This is a genomic window from Methylobacterium sp. NEAU K (genome assembly GCF_030700285.1).
GTDB lineage: Bacteria > Pseudomonadota > Alphaproteobacteria > Rhizobiales > Beijerinckiaceae > Methylobacterium.
Genome location: NZ_JAUYZJ010000009.1, coordinates 19,379 through 33,651, shown reverse-complemented (window position 1 = coordinate 33,651; position 14,273 = coordinate 19,379). Strand labels below are relative to the sequence as shown.

Below are 14,273 nucleotides of genomic sequence, written 5' to 3'. Positions count from 1 at the left end.
GGGCGCGGTTCCTGCCGTGCATGTCGCCCCGGCCACCCCAGAACGAAAAAGGGGCCCGGCCTTGCGGCCAGACCCCTCTGGGCGTCGGCGCCGGTGCGACCGGCGCCGATGTCCGATCTTAGTACGAGCCGAACTTGTAGTTCACGCCGGCGCGGACGACGGCGAACTCGGTGTTGGCGGCCGCGCCGTTGAGATAGGCGGTGCCGTTCGGGGCCAGCAGGTTGCCGTAGAACACGCCGCCGGCGGTGTTCTTCTGGCGGTCGAGGTTCACGTACAGGCCTTCGACCTTCAGCGTCACGGCCGAGGACTTGAAGAAGTTCAGGAACGAGTCGGTGGGGAGGGCGTATTCCATGCCGCCGCCGACCGCGTAGCCGGTGCGGAAGCTGTTGCGGAAGCTGTTGCCGGCGAAGTTCTGATCGTCCTGGCCCGAGCCGTAGGCGAAGCCGCCGGTGCCGTACACGAGGGTGCGGTCGAAGGCGTAGCCGAGGCGGCCGCGCACGGTGCCGAAGTAGTCGAGGCCGTTGCCGCTCGTGGCCACGAAGGCGCGCGGAGCCGCGAAGGCCACGCCCGTGCTGCTGCCCGTGAAGGCGTAGTTCTGGGTGGCGTTGGCCCGGCGCGCGAAGTCGACGTACTGGGCGTCAGCCTCGAAGCCGATCACGATGCCCGAACCCGGCGTGAACTGGTAGTTGTAGCCAATCTGCGCGCCGCCGGTGAAACCGTCGTTGTTGCTGCGGTTGTTGACGCTGACGATGCCGTTGGTGCCGGGCGAGTTGATCAGCGAGCCGGCCGGCAGGGCGTAGTTGGCGGTGTTGCGGCTGCTGGCATCGAAGCCGTAGCCGGCGTTCACGCCGAAATAGGCACCGGTCCAGGTGAACACCGGCACCGGCGTGAACACCGGCGGCGGCGCAGCGCGGCGCGGAAGATCGGCCGCGGAAGCCGCGGCGGACATGCCGGCGAGAACGGTCGATGCGAGGAGGAGCTTTTTCATCGGGTCGTGGGTCCTGGGTTGGGCTGATGCCGGCGGCCTTCTAGGCGCTCTCGGTCGGTGGGTCTGTCGCTTTCCTGCAACAAGCCTGGCTAGATTAGCCGGATCCCGTCAACGAAAGATGAAGGTTAGCGCCAGACATTCCTTTTCGCCGGGACGCAGTACGACTCCGGGTGCCACATCGGCGGTCAGAGTAGCCGTGAAGACGCATCAGGATTGGTGCTCGTGAATGCGGTGGCATCTGGGCTTCTAGGAGCCGGCATTGGATTGCTCGCCGCATCCGGAGGCCGGAGGGGGCGTTTTATTTCGGCACGTTTTGTGCGCCCGCGGCTTGAGTCGCGTAAGGTGGCAGTTAACCGAGTTCGCTCAGGATGCCGCTTCAACCCCTCGCCGGCTTGCCGCCCGGCTGAAAGGACCGCCCATGCTCGCGCCCGGCGACCGGGTCACGAAGCCGTTCGGGAGCCGCCGGGTCGCGGCGGAAGCAGACGCGCGCGCAACCTCGCCGACAACCCTGGACCGGGATGGCCCGGACCGGCCGGCGAGATCCCTCGCCTGGGCTCTGCGCGTCTCGGCGGTCGTCGGGCTCCTGGCGGTCTTCGCAGTCCACCACCTCGCCCGGCTCGGCCAGCCGGCCGGAGCCGGTGCCCAGGTTCTCGCCGAAGCTCCTGCTCAAGCGCCTGCAAGACTCGCATCCAACGGCCGCCCACTGCCGGCCGAGCCGGAGACGACCGGCTCGATCACCCCGGCCGGTGCCGCGCGGGCGATCCGCCTGGACCCCTGCCTGCTGCCCGCCCTGGACCCTGCGCAACCCTGATCGCCTGTGCGTGGTGACGCGCAAGCGCGCATTGCGAGATTGACAAGCTGCGCCAAGCCCCTAACTGACAGTCACACGCGCCCCGCGGCCACGGGAGCGTACGAGCGCCCTTGAGAGCCATTCCAGCCGTTGCCGCGACGGTGTCCATCGCGCCGGCCGGGCGCGCAACGGTTCCTGAACGCAGATGCCTTTTTCCGACTTGGGACTGAGCGAAAAAGTCCTGAACGCCGTCACGGCGGCGGGTTACACCGAGCCGACCCCGATCCAGGCTCAAGCCATTCCGCATGTGCTGGCGCGTCGCGACGTTCTCGGGATTGCCCAGACCGGCACAGGCAAGACCGCGGCCTTCACGCTCCCGATGCTGACGCTGCTGGAGAATGGTCGCGCCCGCGCTCGCATGCCGCGTACGCTGATCCTGGAGCCGACCCGCGAACTGGCGGCGCAGGTGGTCGAAAACTTCGACCGCTACGGCACCAACCACAAGCTCAACGTGGCGCTGATCATCGGCGGCGTGTCGTTCGCCGACCAGGACGCCAAGCTCACGCGCGGCACGGACGTGCTGATCGCCACGCCGGGCCGTCTCCTCGACCACTTCGAGCGCGGCAAGCTGCTGCTCACCGGCGTCGAGCTGCTGGTCATCGACGAAGCCGACCGCATGCTCGACATGGGGTTCATCCCCGACATCGAGCGGATCGCCAAGATGGTGCCGTTCACCCGGCAGACCCTGTTCTTCTCCGCGACCATGCCGCCGGAGATCGAGCGGCTCGCCGACATGTTCCTGCACAATCCGCAGCGGGTCGAGGTGGCGCGGCCGGCCTCCACCGCCTCGACCATCACGCAGCGGCTGGTCGCGGTCGGGTCCGAGGGGCACGCCAAGCGCGAGCGCCTGCGCAGCCTGATCCGCGGCGAGACCGAATTGACCAACGGCATCATCTTCTGCAATCGCAAGCGCGACGTCGCCCTGCTGCAGAAGTCGCTGGTCAGCCACAGCTTCGATGCCGCAGCCCTGCACGGCGACATGGACCAGCGCGCGCGCACGACCGCGCTCGACGCGTTCCGCAACGGCGAGACCGCGCTGCTGGTCGCCAGCGACGTGGCCGCGCGGGGCCTGGACATCCCGGCGGTCAGCCACGTCTTCAATTTCGACGTGCCGCACCACCCCGAGGACTACGTTCACCGCATCGGCCGCACCGGCCGCGCAGGCCGGAGCGGTAAAGCCTATACCCTGGTCGCCCCCGGGGACGATCGATCCCTGGGCGCCATCGAGGCCCTGATCGGTCAGCCGATCCCCTGGCTCGACGGCGACCTGTCCACGGTCGCCGAACCGTCGGCCGAGACCGGCACGCGTCACCGCGGGCGTTCGAGCGAGAGCCGCCGGGGTGCGCGCCCCGGGCGGTCCAACGGCAAGTCCGAAGCCAAATCCGAAGCTAGGTCGGAGGCGAAATCGGACGTCAGGGCGGATGCGAAGGCGGAGGTCAGGTCCACCGGGAAGAGTGCCGGCGAAGTCGCGGAGCGCCCGAAGGCTCGCGCCGGCCGCGGCGGGCCCGCGACCCCCCGGACGGAGGGCCGTCCGGCGCCACGCCCCGAGCCGGCGCGCGACGAGCGAGGCCGCCGGAGCGAGGCCGATGGCGACACGCCGATCGGACTCGGCTCGCATGTCCCTGCCTTCTTGCTTCGTCCAGTCTTGGCGAAGAAAGAGAAGTAACGTTTCACGCTCTCGGCTTAACCGTCCGGCTACCAAGCCGTCCTAGATTAGGTTTCGGGCCGTGAATCAGCACCGTGCTGGCGGCCCCGGACCGCAGGATACGGATGAGCCAGGAGACCTATTCGGATCGGGATCGCAGCTTCGCGTTGGCGAAACGCACGCATGAGCTGATTCGCGATTACGGCCCATCCGCGACCCCGCGCGCCTACGCGGTTTGGTATTCCTATGTCTCGGGAGAGCTTCCGCTCCTCGGCGACGCGGTCAAGCGCCTAACAACGCAGAACGGCTGCCTCACGGAAGCCGATATCGACGATCTCCACGAAACCTATGTCGACGAGCGCCGACTGACGAACGCCACGGGCGACATCAGCCGCGGGGTGCTGGGCGAGATCGCCGCGGTGACCGAGATCCTCGACCTGTCGCTCGGCTCGGCCACGCAGTACGGCGAATCCCTGCGCGGGCTGGCCCAGGACCTGGCGCAGGGCATGCCGACTCGGGCCCGGCTCGGCGAGATCGTCTCGACCCTGGTGTCCACGACCCGCGAAGTCGCGGCCGACAACCGGGTGCTCGAGGCGCGGATGCGCGAGACCCGCAGCGAGATCGAGACCCTGCGCGAGAAGCTGGAGGCGACGCGCCTCGAGAGCCTCACCGACGCGTTGACGGGGCTGTCGAACCGCAAGCATTTCGAGGAGATGCTGAAGGCGTCCCTCGACGCCGCGCGCGGGCGAGCCGCTCCGATGAGCCTGATCGTCCTCGACATCGATTTCTTCAAGCGCTTCAACGACCTCTACGGTCACCTCACGGGCGACCAGGTGCTGCGGTTGGTGGCGATCGTCATGCGCGAGAACGCGGGGAAGCAGGCCCAGCTGGCCCGCTTCGGCGGCGAGGAATTCGGCATCGTGCTGCCGGGGGCGGACCGGGTCACGGCCCGGCAGGTGGCCGAGACGGTCCGGTCCAGCGTGATGGGGCGTGAACTCGTCAAGCGCTCGACCGGCGAGTCCCTCGGCAAGGTCACGGTGTCCCTCGGCATCGCGGTGCTGCGCGCCGGCGATACCCCCGCCTCGCTCCTCGAGCGGGCCGATTTGTGCATGTTCGCGGCCAAGCGTGCCGGCCGGAACCGCGTCGTAGACGACGCGGCCGAGTCGCTCTCGCAGGTGGCCTGACGACCGGCCTGACGGCGGCTGTCCCGGTCCGCTCAGGCCCGCGCCGGGATCCGGTCCTCCGCGACCGGTGTGATCGCCACCGACTCGCCGCAGCCGCAGGCCGAGGTCTGGTTCGGGTTGTTGAACACGAACTGCGAGGCGAGCTTGGTGGTGGTGAAGTCCATCTCCGTGCCGAGTAGGAACAGCACCGCCTTCGGGTCGACGAAGACCCGGACGCCGCGGTCCTCGACCACATCCTCCCCGGGCTTGGCCGCCTCGGCATATTCCATCGTGTAGGACATCCCGGCGCAACCGCCGTTCCGGACGCCGACGCGAAGGCCGGCGATCGGCCGGTCGGCATCCGCCATGATCGCCTTGATCCGATCGGCAGCCCGATCGGTCAGCGAGAGAACCTTGAAACTTGCGGACATCGTCACCCTCCCGCCCATCCGGGTTCAAGGCCCGGGAGCGCGCATTCTGACACCGACAAGATAAGCATCCCGACCCCGCCGGTCCACCGCGGCGGAGGCACGCCGCCGCGGCATTCGGCGCGTCAGGCCTCCGCGTCGCCGATCAGGCGTGCGAAGGCCGCGAGGTCGACATTGCCGCCGCTGATCACCACGCCGACGCGCTTGTCCCGCGCGTCGACGAGCCCGTGCAGCACCGCCGCCGCCGCGAGGCAGCCGGTCGGCTCGACCATGAGCTTCATCCGGCCCGCGAAGAACCGCATGGTCTCGACGAGCTGCGCGTCGGTGACGGTGACGATGTCGGCGACGCGCGCCCGGATGATCGCGAAGGTGAGGTCGCCGAGCGCGGTCGATTGCGCCCCGTCCGCGATGGTCCGGGGGACGGGGATCGTCACGACCCGGCCCTCTTGGAACGAGCGCTGGCCGTCGTTGCCCGCCTCAGGCTCGACGCCGATCACCCGGCAGCCGGGCGACAGGGCATCGGCGGCCAGGGCACAGCCCGCGAGCTGGCCGCCGCCGCCGAGGCATGCCACCAGCACGTCGAGCGGGCCCACCGCCTCGATCAGCTCCTGCGCCAGGGTCCCCTGCCCGGCGATGACGTCGGGATGATTGAACGGCGGTATCACCGTCAGGCCCCGAGGCGCCGCGATCTCCCGGCCCAGCGCCTCCCGATCCTGCGTATAGCGGTCGTACAGGACCACCTCGGCGCCGTAGCCCCGCGTCGCCGCGATCTTCGCGGCCGGCGCGTCGCTGGGCATGATGATCGTCGCCGGGACGCCGAGCAGCCGGCTCGCCAGGGCGATCGCCTGGGCATGGTTGCCCGAGGAGAACGACAGGACGCCGCGGGCGCGGGCCGCCTCCGGCAGGGCGCTGATCGCGTTGTAGGCGCCACGGAACTTGAAGGCGCCCGCCCGCTGCAGGTTCTCGGCCTTGAAGAACAGCCGGCCGCCGGTCATCGCGTCCGCCGTGCGCGACGTCAGCACGGGTGTGCGGTGTGCGACCCCGGCGATGCGCTCTGCCGCGCGCGCCACGTCCGCGAAGGTGGGAAGGCCGCTCACGGCCGTCGTCTCTGCCTGCTCGCCCGGCATCGTGCCTCGCATCGCTCCCGCCCTGCCGGAGCGAGTCATACGGACGATTCCGCACTCGCGCATCCCCAGGATCCCGATGCCCAGGATCCCGATGCCAAGGATCCCGATGCGAAGCGGAGCCATTCGCTGGCTCGCAGCTTGCAGTCCTGAGCGCGATCGGGGTTGCCTTGCCGTGCCGACGAATTCGACCGGCGGGCGTGTCCCGGCCCGGATTTAGCCGTACGGCGCAGCCGCGGGATGAGCGACGGGATGCGGGTGCGGCGATTGGGTGACGCGGCGCAGGAGGCAAGGTCACTCTGGTTGCGGATCTGGAGCGTGTGGAGCGCCGGGGTAACGTCGCCTCTTGGCTGACAGGGCTGCTCGACCTCGCGGCAGGCATCGGCCAGCCCCAGGAAGGCAACCATGCTAGCCGCCAATACCCCATTGTCCGCGATCAACATCCGCGCCGCATCCGCTTGAGCCGGACTGTCGTCCGGCACCTGGGGTGGGGGCCTTGAAGGCGATCTCCTTCACATCCTCCCACCGCGAGACGAGCCGCACCGTAGAGGCGGCTGGCCGCGCTCCGTTGTGCGGGCGGAACCAGCGGCTCACGGCTCGCGGGCTGTTCAGCCGCGGGTTGCAGAACTCGCACGCACGCGATCCGAGATTGAGCACTTAGGCTCAATGCAGGGTCGAGTTGTGAGGACCATTGATGCTCTTGCAGGAGGCACTTCATGGCGCCGACTACATTCGACTGGACTGCCGCGACGAATGGAGCGTGAGTGGTCGCGTCACGGGATAGCGAGCTCCCGCGAGTCGAGGCGAGAGGATTATGAGCAGGCCCAGTCTGAGCCAGACGCCTCGTCCCCCCGCGAGCCACGTGTGCCCGACCAACGTGGCCGCGCGGTTGAAAGACATCCGGAGTTCCGTCGCGGACGACACGGAGGCCGAAACGGGGTGCGCGCCCTTCGATGCCGATGCCCTGCCGCAGGCGGCCGCCGCACTGCATGGCGCCCTGTGCCCGAGGGGCCGGATGCGGAGAGCGTTCAGCGGTCCGATGCCGGCGGACTGAGGCTCGCCACCGGCTGCCGGGCATAGGGACCCACACGATCGCGTTGCCCCGCAGGCTCATCGAGCCGCGTGCGGGGTCGGGGCAGTGGCGGGGCTGATCCCGCCGCGAGCTCGAGGCGCGTCATGCAAACCCGACATCCGGTCCGAATCCGCCCCCTCCCCGCACCCCGTGATGGCGACCCGGCGCCGATACCCCTGTGCCGCGCGGCATCGAGCCTGCGCTTCACGCCGTCCTCCTCTCCATCGGCATGAGGGCGGCCATGTCCAACCGCAGCATCTCCTGGGCCGCTGCCCTGCGCGAACTCAAGGCTGACCGCGCCGCCCCCTCCCCTGTGCGCGAGGAGCGCCTGCGCACGAGCACGGGCCTGCGCGGCGCGCCCGCCCTCGCCATGAGCGCTTGGCGGGGGCACTCGGGCCGGCGCTATGTCGTCGTGGTCCAGCCGCTCGACACCCTTGATCTTGTCGCCGAAGACGCCGCGCTCGTCCTCGCCGTCGCTCGCGCGGCGCAGGGACAGGGTGCGATCGTCGCCGCCCGCGCCTGCGAGAGGGGCGATCCCGGCTTTCTCGGCTGGCTCGCCGCTTGCGCCGGCCTCGGGGCGCGGGAACTGCACGCCTACCGTCTGGCCGAGACGGCCGCCGAGCGCGCGGTGATCGCGGCGGATTTGGGCGGCCCGACCGCAAGAACCCCTGCGGGAGCGGCGTGATGGCCCGGCGGGAGTTCAGCAAGGCGGTACTGCGGGCCGCACTCGCCCGGGCGGACGGGCGCTTCGAGGGGGTGCTCACGGACGGCAGCCGCTGCCCGTGCAGGCTGCAGGTCGGCCGGTTCCACTACGACCACATCATCCCGACCGCCCTGACGGAGGACGCCTCACTGGCGAACTGTCAGGTGTTGTGCCGGCCGTGCCACGCAGCCAAGACGGTCGTGGATGTCGGCACGATCGCCCGGGTGCGCCGGGTGCGCGACCGGCACGCGGGCATCGTGGATCCGTACCGGCGTCCGCTGCCGGGCAGTAAGGCCAGCCCGTTCAAGCGGCTGATCGGCGGCGGCGTTATCTGTCGCGCTACCGGCGAGCGGCTGGATAAGCGAAATCACTGACGGGCTTCCGAGGCGATCTGCCCGCGATGACAATGGAAACGGCAGCCTTTGCGCCAGCGCGGGCGTCGCCTGCCTGTTATGGCGGTTTTACAGGCGCCTTGCGTGACGCTCCCGGGTCGTCGCGGGCGTTTCTGCTGGTCCAGCAGAGGGTTGCGAGCGCAGGTGGGGCAGGAAGTCTTGAGAACGAACAGGCGGCCATCAGGTGCCTGAACTCCACGAACAGGCTGATAAGTCGACCAAACGGTTCCGAGCCCGGAGGTCCTCAAGGCAGCGCGACCAACACCTCGTCCGCAATCATCAGGACGGCTCCGAGGACATGCGGCAAATTTGGATGGTGGTGAGCAAACCGGCCGGGCAGTTGCCTCATGGAGCACGGCAGTCGACGACTTATCCGCGTGCTGCTGGCGATAACCTGACGCTCGAATGCGATCGTCAAGCCGTGCGCCGATCAGCGCAGCAGCTCAATCGACAGGCTCAGGTCGGAGCTGTGACCAAGCCCGATCAGACCCGTTGACTTTCGGTTAAGCTAGCATCTAGAAATTCGAGGCCGCCGTAACGGCGGCTCGTCGAGGAATTCGCCGGTCCCCCCGGTTTTCAGGGGTGATCCGTAGCGTCATCCTCTTCTTCACAAAAGTTCCTGCGACGCAGGAGCACCAGGCAATCAAGCTTCGCCCGTTTTCGGCGAGCGACTGGCAGACCTGGAATAGGCTTTGTCGTGCTGCAGTATCGCTCTGCGGCCCGCTGAAGCTCGAATTCCGTCAGCCTATCGTCCCGTCCTTCGCGGAGCTTGATCCGTTATGTCTGCAGCACCTCCGATCCGCGTTCGCCAACGCCGTATCCCTGCGGGCGCACCGCCGGCCTCGCCGCTTGCCCCCAGCACGGGGGCGCATGCGCCCACGCCGGGCATCACCATTACGCTCCAGCCGATCGCTGCCGTTCGGCCGTTGAATCAGCCGTTGCGCAAACGCGGCAAGGGGCAGGTCGAGCGCCTCGCCGCCAACATCGCGCGCTTCGGCTGCCTCGTCGCGATATTGGTCACCGCCTCCGGCGAGATCATCGACGGCCATGCCATCTACGAGGCCTGCCGGCGACTGGGGCACACGACGGTGCCGACGATCGTCATCGACCATCTCTCGACCGATGAGATCAGAGCCCTTCGCCTTTCGTTGAATCGCATCGCTGAAAGGAGCACCTGGGATCCCGATGCCCTCGCGGCCGAGTTCGCGCATCTGCTGGCGGTGGAGCCGGACCTCGTCGCGTTCAGCGGGTTCGACATGCCGGAGATCGACCTCGCGCTGACGGCGCTCAATGTCGACGATACTGACCCGGACGACGCCGTTCCAGAGAGGCCGAGCGCGCCAATCTCACGCGCAGGCGATCTCTGGACCTTCGCCGGAGGCCACAGGCTCTTGTGCGGCAACGCCCGCGCCGATGACAGCTACGCCGCCTTGCTCGCCGGCCAGCGCGTGCAAAAGGTCTCGACCGATCCGCCCTATGGATGCGTCATCCGCGGCTATGTCAGCGGCTCGCACGGGGAGTTCGTCGAAGGTTCCGGAATGAGCGAGGCGGAGGCGGCTGCCTTCTTCTCCGAATTTCTCGGCGCGATGGTCCCTCATCTCACAGACGGTGCGATCGTCGAGATGTTCATCGATTCGCGCGGGATGCTCCCGTTGATGAACGCCGCGCGGGGCGCTGGCCTCACCCAGCTCACCACCTGCGTCTGGGATAAAGGCGTGGGCGGAATGGGCTCGCTCTACCGCCAGCAAGCCGAGTTCGTGCTGGTGATGAAGTACGGATCGGGCCGGCACATCAACAACATCGCGTTGGGCCGGCACGGGCGCAACCGCACCACGATCTGGTCGGCGCCGGGGCTCAACGGGTTCGGGCCCGGGCGGCAAGAGGCGCTGGCCCTGCACCCGACCGTGAAGCCGGTCGGGCTGATCGCCGAGGCGTTGCTCGACACCTCGCACCGCGGCGGCCTGATCCTCGATCCGCTCTGCGGCTCGGGCACGACCCTGCTCGCAGCCCATCGCACGGGTCGGATCGGGTATGGGATCGAGCTCGACCCCGTCTACGTCGACGTCGCTGTCAGGCGGATGGAGGCTCTGACGGGTTCGCCGGCGCATCATGCGCGCACCGGGCTGACCTTCGCCCAAGAAGCGGAAATGCGTGCGCGCGAGCTTTTGGCTCATCAGGGGGCCGCAGCCGTCTCGGCTGACGCGCGAGGAGGCCACGATGTCCGATGAGCCGATCGAGACGAACGACAACGCTGTCGCGCGGGACGACGATCGCGCGTCGCAGGCATCGTCTGCGCGGGATGAAGACGATGCACAGCACCAGCGCGTGCGCGCTGGCGGCGGCCGTTTCTGCCCGGGCCAGTCCGGCAACCCGCGGGGCCGCCCCCGCAAGCAGCCCGAGCCCGTCATCGCGATGATGACGCGCGTCTTGAATGAGGCGGTCCAGCTGAATCGCGGCGGGAAGCGCGTGGAGATGCCGTGCGGCGAGGCGATTTTTCGCGCGCTGTGCCACAGGGCGATGACGGATCCGCGGCTCGGCAAGGATGTCTTCAGGCTGGTCGCGGCGCGCGAGGCGATGGCCGATGCCGGCGAGATGGACGCACGCCTAGCGCAGAGTGAATCGGCGTTCGATCACCATCTCGCACGGATGCGGCGCCAGATCATTGCCGAGCTCTCGGCGGCAAGCGCGGCAGGTTCGGGCGCAGGCGACAACGACAATCCGGGGCCCGCATCCGATCCGGAGCGAGCGCCATGACTGCGTTCGTCGACATGATGTCGGTCGCGCTACGCGGCGATCTCGCCACCTTCGTCGAGCAGACCTTCGCCACCCTCGAGCCGGGAACGGCGTTCTCGCCGAATTGGCACTACGAGCACCTGTGCTGGGCGCTCGCGCGGGTGCTGCGCGGCGACCTGCGCCGGCTGATCATCAACGTACCGCCGCGCTCGGGCAAGTCGATCATCGCGAGCGTGGCGTTCCCGATGTTCGCCTTGGGTCACGACCCGAGCCGACGGATCATCTGCGTCTCGCACACGGAGGATCTCGCGCGAAAGTTCAGCCTGGATCGGCGCACGGTGGCCCAGAGCCCGTGGTTCAACGCGGCCTTTCCCACCTTTCGGCTGACGGGGTCCCGTCCCCGCGACCTCGAACTGACGACGACGCTGCGCGGCTCGGTCTTCGCCGCCGGCATGGGCGGGGCGGTGCTCGGGCGCGGCGCCGATGTCATCGTGGTCGACGATCCGATCAAGGCGGTGGATGCGCTCTCCAAGGCCGAGCGGCGGCGGGTCAACGAGGCGTTCGACAACACGTTGCTCACGCGCCTGAATGACAAGCGGCGCGGTGCGATCGTCATCGTGATGCAGCGGCTGCATGCGGATGACCTCGTCGGCCATGTCCTGGAGCGAGATGCGTGGGAGGTGGTGTCGCTCCCCGCGATCGCGACGGAGGAGACCTGTCATCGCCTGAGTCATGTGCCCGGGGACCTGTACCGGCGCCGGGTCGGTGAGTTGCTGCACCCTGAGCGCGAACCTATGGCTGTGTTGGAGCAGATGCGGCGTGCCCAAGGCTCGCTGACCTTTCAGGCGCAGTACCAGCAGGATCCCGCACCTACCGGCGGCAACGTGATCCGGCGCGCGTGGCTGCGCAGCTACGACGCGCGGCCGAGGCGCTTTGATCGGGTCGTGGCGGCTTGGGACACCGCCTCGACCCTCTCGGAGGCCAGCGACTGGTCGGTGGGCACGGTCTGGGGCGCGCTGGGGCTCGACTACTATCTCCTCGACGTGGTTCGGGGCCGCTGGGAGTCTTGGGAGTTGCGTCAGAAGATCGTCGCGCTGAGCGAGCGGTGGCGGGCGGATGCGACCTTGATCGAGAAGACTCCACTCGGGCACGCACTGCTGCAGGACCTGCGCCGGACCAAGGCATTGGCGCCGATTCTGGTCGAGCCGCGCTACGACAAGGAAGCGCGGCTGTTGGCGCAATCGGCCCGGTTTGAGGCTGGGCAGGTGCATCTCCCGGCCGATGCGCCGTGGCTGGGTGCGTACATCGGCGAATTGTTGGCGTTTCCAAACGGACGCCATGACGATCAGGTGGATGCCACCACGTACGCCCTCCATTACCTGACGGCGTGCCGGCCCCGGTCCGAGCCGCCGGTCCGGCGAAGCCGTGAGAGTATCCGTGGATCGAACGCGCGCCGTCGGGCCGACGACACGGCGGTCGTGGCCGAGGAGCCTGCTGACCTCATCGTTGAGGGCGCGCAGGTGTCTGTCGTGGATGGACGCCGTATCCTCAGCGTCCCAGCCTCGACGCCGTTCCCGGCGCATGACGCGCCAAGCGAGCCGCGCGGTCGGACGGTCCGCCGCTCGGTGCGTGACCGCGACTGAGTGCGTGCGACTCCGGTTGCGGGTCGCTTGATCGGATGCGAGCTGGCGCGTGCAGACGCAAGCTGCAGAATTCAGGGCTGTCGGTCGCCGGCCAGCCAATTCAGCTCATGGCAGGCAGCGTGTGGATCGGATTCCTGTTGGGTTCTGTGCCTGATCGCGTGGTGCACCCATTTGGGCAAGGTAGGCTTTGCCGAGGCTTGCCTCGGAGAAGATGTGGGTGCAGGCTCGGGTCGAGCTCGAGCGCCTCGTACTGCGCCTTGAGCGCGCGTTAGCACTCCCAGGTGACCTGCGTGTCCTGGACCGTATAGGCGATGTAGTCCGCCGTCAGAGCGCCACCATGCTCGTTCGTGCTGGCCTTGCCTTTGGGTAACCGAAGATGATCGGCTCGAAGGTCAGGCCGCACAGGCCTACTTCCGTGTGTGGCAGGGCCTACCGCTGCGCTGGGCCGGCGTGAAGCGCCGCCCGATGCCGGAGGCGTGGCGCAGAATGGGGCCGCGCTCATCAATGCGAGGCATTAAGAAGATCAAAAACTACAACGCCACGCACCCGGTCAACGCCATGCTGAACTACGCCTGTGCCGTCGCCGTAGGGCAAACCAAGATCCGGGCGCTCGCGGACGGGTACGATCCAACCATCGGCATCATGCACCACGAGTACAGGGAAGGGCCGGCCTACGCGCTCGATCTTGTTGAGCCGGTGCGCCCGATGTTGAATCGTGCTGTGCTTGGTTTTGCGATGGAGCAAGGCCTGAACCCAGCGGATTTAACGATCCGCAGGGATAGCGTGTGCCGGCTCAACCCGCAGGTGGCAAAGCGACTCGTCGAAGTAGCCGCTGGGACATTGTAAGGCGGGAATGCGCCGTCACCGGACCATGGCTCCCGGCCGGAAAGCGGATCTTCGGCCTCGCACCCATCCCTTTCATTCAGCGCTCTCATTTATATTCTCGGAATTGGCCAACCCTCTAATCGACCATGACGAGAGCTTTCCGCAGTATGCGCCGTTTATAGCCAGGGTCATAGCTGAAAACAGGGCGAAAAAGGCATTCTGGAACTTAAATTACGGCTTAGCAGGCCGGGAGAGGCGGCACGACAGCAAGATAAACGCCGTGAATTAAATCTGCATCAGGCGCTCGAAAGCTATTATAGCTTGATTGGCTAACCGCCCAGGCACAGACAGTCGCCATAGTGTACGCTCGAATCGCATGTTACGGATCGGAACGGCGATCAATGTGCCTAACGCAAGCTGATCACGAATGGTGGCTACGGATGTGATTGCTATCCCGACGCCACTCGCTACGAGTTGTTTGATCGCTTCGGTGCTCCCGACGTCAAGTCGGCGGATGGGGTTGACCCTGTTCGCCTTCAGAGCCTCGACGACCACCTCGCGAGATCCGGATCCCGGCTCTCTGAATATGAAAGTCTCACCCTCAAGTCGGATTGGATCAATTGGGTCCACCTCGCGCGCGAAGACATGCTCTGCCGAGGTGATCAGACCATTTCGTCTGCAATCCAGGCCTCACTCACGATACAGAG

At 67.7% G+C, this 14,273-nt stretch carries 12 protein-coding genes and 1 pseudogene; 9 read left to right on the top strand and 4 right to left on the bottom strand.

Annotated elements, in window-relative coordinates:
* Nucleotides 1-118: 118 nt before the first annotated feature.
* On the bottom strand, nt 119-988 hold the full coding sequence (locus tag Q8W67_RS09510; RefSeq protein WP_305544283.1) for an outer membrane protein: 870 nt from the start codon (nt 986-988) through the stop codon (nt 119-121).
* 418 nt (nt 989-1,406) lie between these two features.
* Here Q8W67_RS09510 and Q8W67_RS09505 point away from each other — a divergent pair, with 418 nt between their 5' ends.
* From Q8W67_RS09505 to Q8W67_RS09495, 3 genes are all read left to right on the top strand, one after another.
* Complete coding sequence (locus tag Q8W67_RS09505; RefSeq protein WP_305544280.1) at nt 1,407-1,799, top strand: hypothetical protein; 393 nt, start codon at nt 1,407-1,409, stop codon at nt 1,797-1,799.
* A gap of 184 nt (nt 1,800-1,983) precedes the next feature.
* Nucleotides 1,984-3,504: a DEAD/DEAH box helicase gene (locus tag Q8W67_RS09500; protein WP_305544277.1), complete on the top strand. Its 1,521-nt coding sequence runs from the start codon at nt 1,984-1,986 to the stop codon at nt 3,502-3,504.
* A 104-nt stretch (nt 3,505-3,608) separates the two neighbouring features.
* Nucleotides 3,609-4,667 (top strand): GGDEF domain-containing protein, encoded by a 1,059-nt coding sequence (locus tag Q8W67_RS09495; RefSeq protein ID WP_305544274.1) that lies wholly within the window; start codon nt 3,609-3,611, stop codon nt 4,665-4,667.
* Between the two features lie 32 nt (nt 4,668-4,699).
* Here Q8W67_RS09495 and Q8W67_RS09490 read toward each other — a convergent pair whose 3' ends face one another.
* Together Q8W67_RS09490 and Q8W67_RS09485 are read right to left on the bottom strand one after the other, a co-directional pair.
* Nucleotides 4,700-5,077 carry an iron-sulfur cluster assembly accessory protein gene (locus Q8W67_RS09490; RefSeq protein WP_305544272.1) on the bottom strand — a complete coding sequence of 126 codons (378 nt, stop codon included), beginning with the start codon at nt 5,075-5,077 and terminating at the stop codon, nt 4,700-4,702.
* A gap of 122 nt (nt 5,078-5,199) precedes the next feature.
* A complete protein-coding gene (locus Q8W67_RS09485; RefSeq protein WP_305544682.1) occupies nt 5,200-6,213 on the bottom strand; it encodes a threo-3-hydroxy-L-aspartate ammonia-lyase in 1,014 nt (337 codons plus the stop codon).
* Between the two features lie 1,298 nt (nt 6,214-7,511).
* Between Q8W67_RS09485 and Q8W67_RS09480 the strand changes: the two genes are divergently transcribed.
* From Q8W67_RS09480 to Q8W67_RS09455, 6 genes and pseudogenes are all read left to right on the top strand, one after another.
* Nucleotides 7,512-7,955: a hypothetical protein gene (locus Q8W67_RS09480; protein WP_305544269.1), complete on the top strand. Its 444-nt coding sequence runs from the start codon at nt 7,512-7,514 to the stop codon at nt 7,953-7,955.
* Nucleotides 7,955-8,347, top strand: a complete 393-nt coding sequence (locus Q8W67_RS09475) for an HNH endonuclease signature motif containing protein (protein ID WP_305544265.1) — start codon at nt 7,955-7,957, stop codon at nt 8,345-8,347. Before Q8W67_RS09480 ends, Q8W67_RS09475 begins: the two co-directional genes overlap by 1 nt.
* Nucleotides 8,348-9,144: 797 nt before the next feature.
* Nucleotides 9,145-10,593, top strand: a complete 1,449-nt coding sequence (locus Q8W67_RS09470; RefSeq protein WP_305544262.1) for a DNA methyltransferase — start codon at nt 9,145-9,147, stop codon at nt 10,591-10,593.
* Nucleotides 10,583-11,119 carry a DUF5681 domain-containing protein gene (locus tag Q8W67_RS09465; RefSeq protein WP_305544259.1) on the top strand — a complete coding sequence of 179 codons (537 nt, stop codon included), beginning with the start codon at nt 10,583-10,585 and terminating at the stop codon, nt 11,117-11,119. Before Q8W67_RS09470 ends, Q8W67_RS09465 begins: the two co-directional genes overlap by 11 nt.
* A complete protein-coding gene (terL, locus tag Q8W67_RS09460) occupies nt 11,116-12,741 on the top strand; it encodes a phage terminase large subunit (RefSeq protein ID WP_305544256.1) in 1,626 nt (541 codons plus the stop codon). Before Q8W67_RS09465 ends, terL begins: the two co-directional genes overlap by 4 nt.
* 393 nt (nt 12,742-13,134) lie before the next feature.
* Nucleotides 13,135-13,587, top strand: a pseudogene (locus Q8W67_RS09455) (CRISPR-associated endonuclease Cas1); the annotation flags it as partial.
* Between the two features lie 264 nt (nt 13,588-13,851).
* Here Q8W67_RS09455 and Q8W67_RS26805 read toward each other — a convergent pair.
* Entirely contained in the window at nt 13,852-14,229 is a 378-nt protein-coding gene (locus Q8W67_RS26805; protein ID WP_370693851.1) for a LysR substrate-binding domain-containing protein, read from the bottom strand.
* Nucleotides 14,230-14,273: the final 44 nt, after the last annotated feature.

Bases quoted from the DNA above. Each gene is read 5' to 3' on its own strand.
- Q8W67_RS09510 (WP_305544283.1), bottom strand. From the start codon at position 988: ATGAAAAAGCTCCTCCTCGCATCGACCGTTCTCGCCGGCATGTCCGCC.
- Q8W67_RS09505 (WP_305544280.1), top strand. From the start codon at position 1,407: ATGCTCGCGCCCGGCGACCGGGTCACGAAGCCGTTCGGGAGCCGCCGG.
- Q8W67_RS09500 (WP_305544277.1), top strand. From the start codon at position 1,984: ATGCCTTTTTCCGACTTGGGACTGAGCGAAAAAGTCCTGAACGCCGTC.
- Q8W67_RS09495 (WP_305544274.1), top strand. From the start codon at position 3,609: ATGAGCCAGGAGACCTATTCGGATCGGGATCGCAGCTTCGCGTTGGCG.
- Q8W67_RS09490 (WP_305544272.1), bottom strand. From the start codon at position 5,077: ATGTCCGCAAGTTTCAAGGTTCTCTCGCTGACCGATCGGGCTGCCGAT.
- Q8W67_RS09485 (WP_305544682.1), bottom strand. From the start codon at position 6,213: ATGCGAGGCACGATGCCGGGCGAGCAGGCAGAGACGACGGCCGTGAGC.
- Q8W67_RS09480 (WP_305544269.1), top strand. From the start codon at position 7,512: ATGTCCAACCGCAGCATCTCCTGGGCCGCTGCCCTGCGCGAACTCAAG.
- Q8W67_RS09475 (WP_305544265.1), top strand. From the start codon at position 7,955: ATGGCCCGGCGGGAGTTCAGCAAGGCGGTACTGCGGGCCGCACTCGCC.
- Q8W67_RS09470 (WP_305544262.1), top strand. From the start codon at position 9,145: ATGTCTGCAGCACCTCCGATCCGCGTTCGCCAACGCCGTATCCCTGCG.
- Q8W67_RS09465 (WP_305544259.1), top strand. From the start codon at position 10,583: ATGTCCGATGAGCCGATCGAGACGAACGACAACGCTGTCGCGCGGGAC.
- terL (WP_305544256.1), top strand. From the start codon at position 11,116: ATGACTGCGTTCGTCGACATGATGTCGGTCGCGCTACGCGGCGATCTC.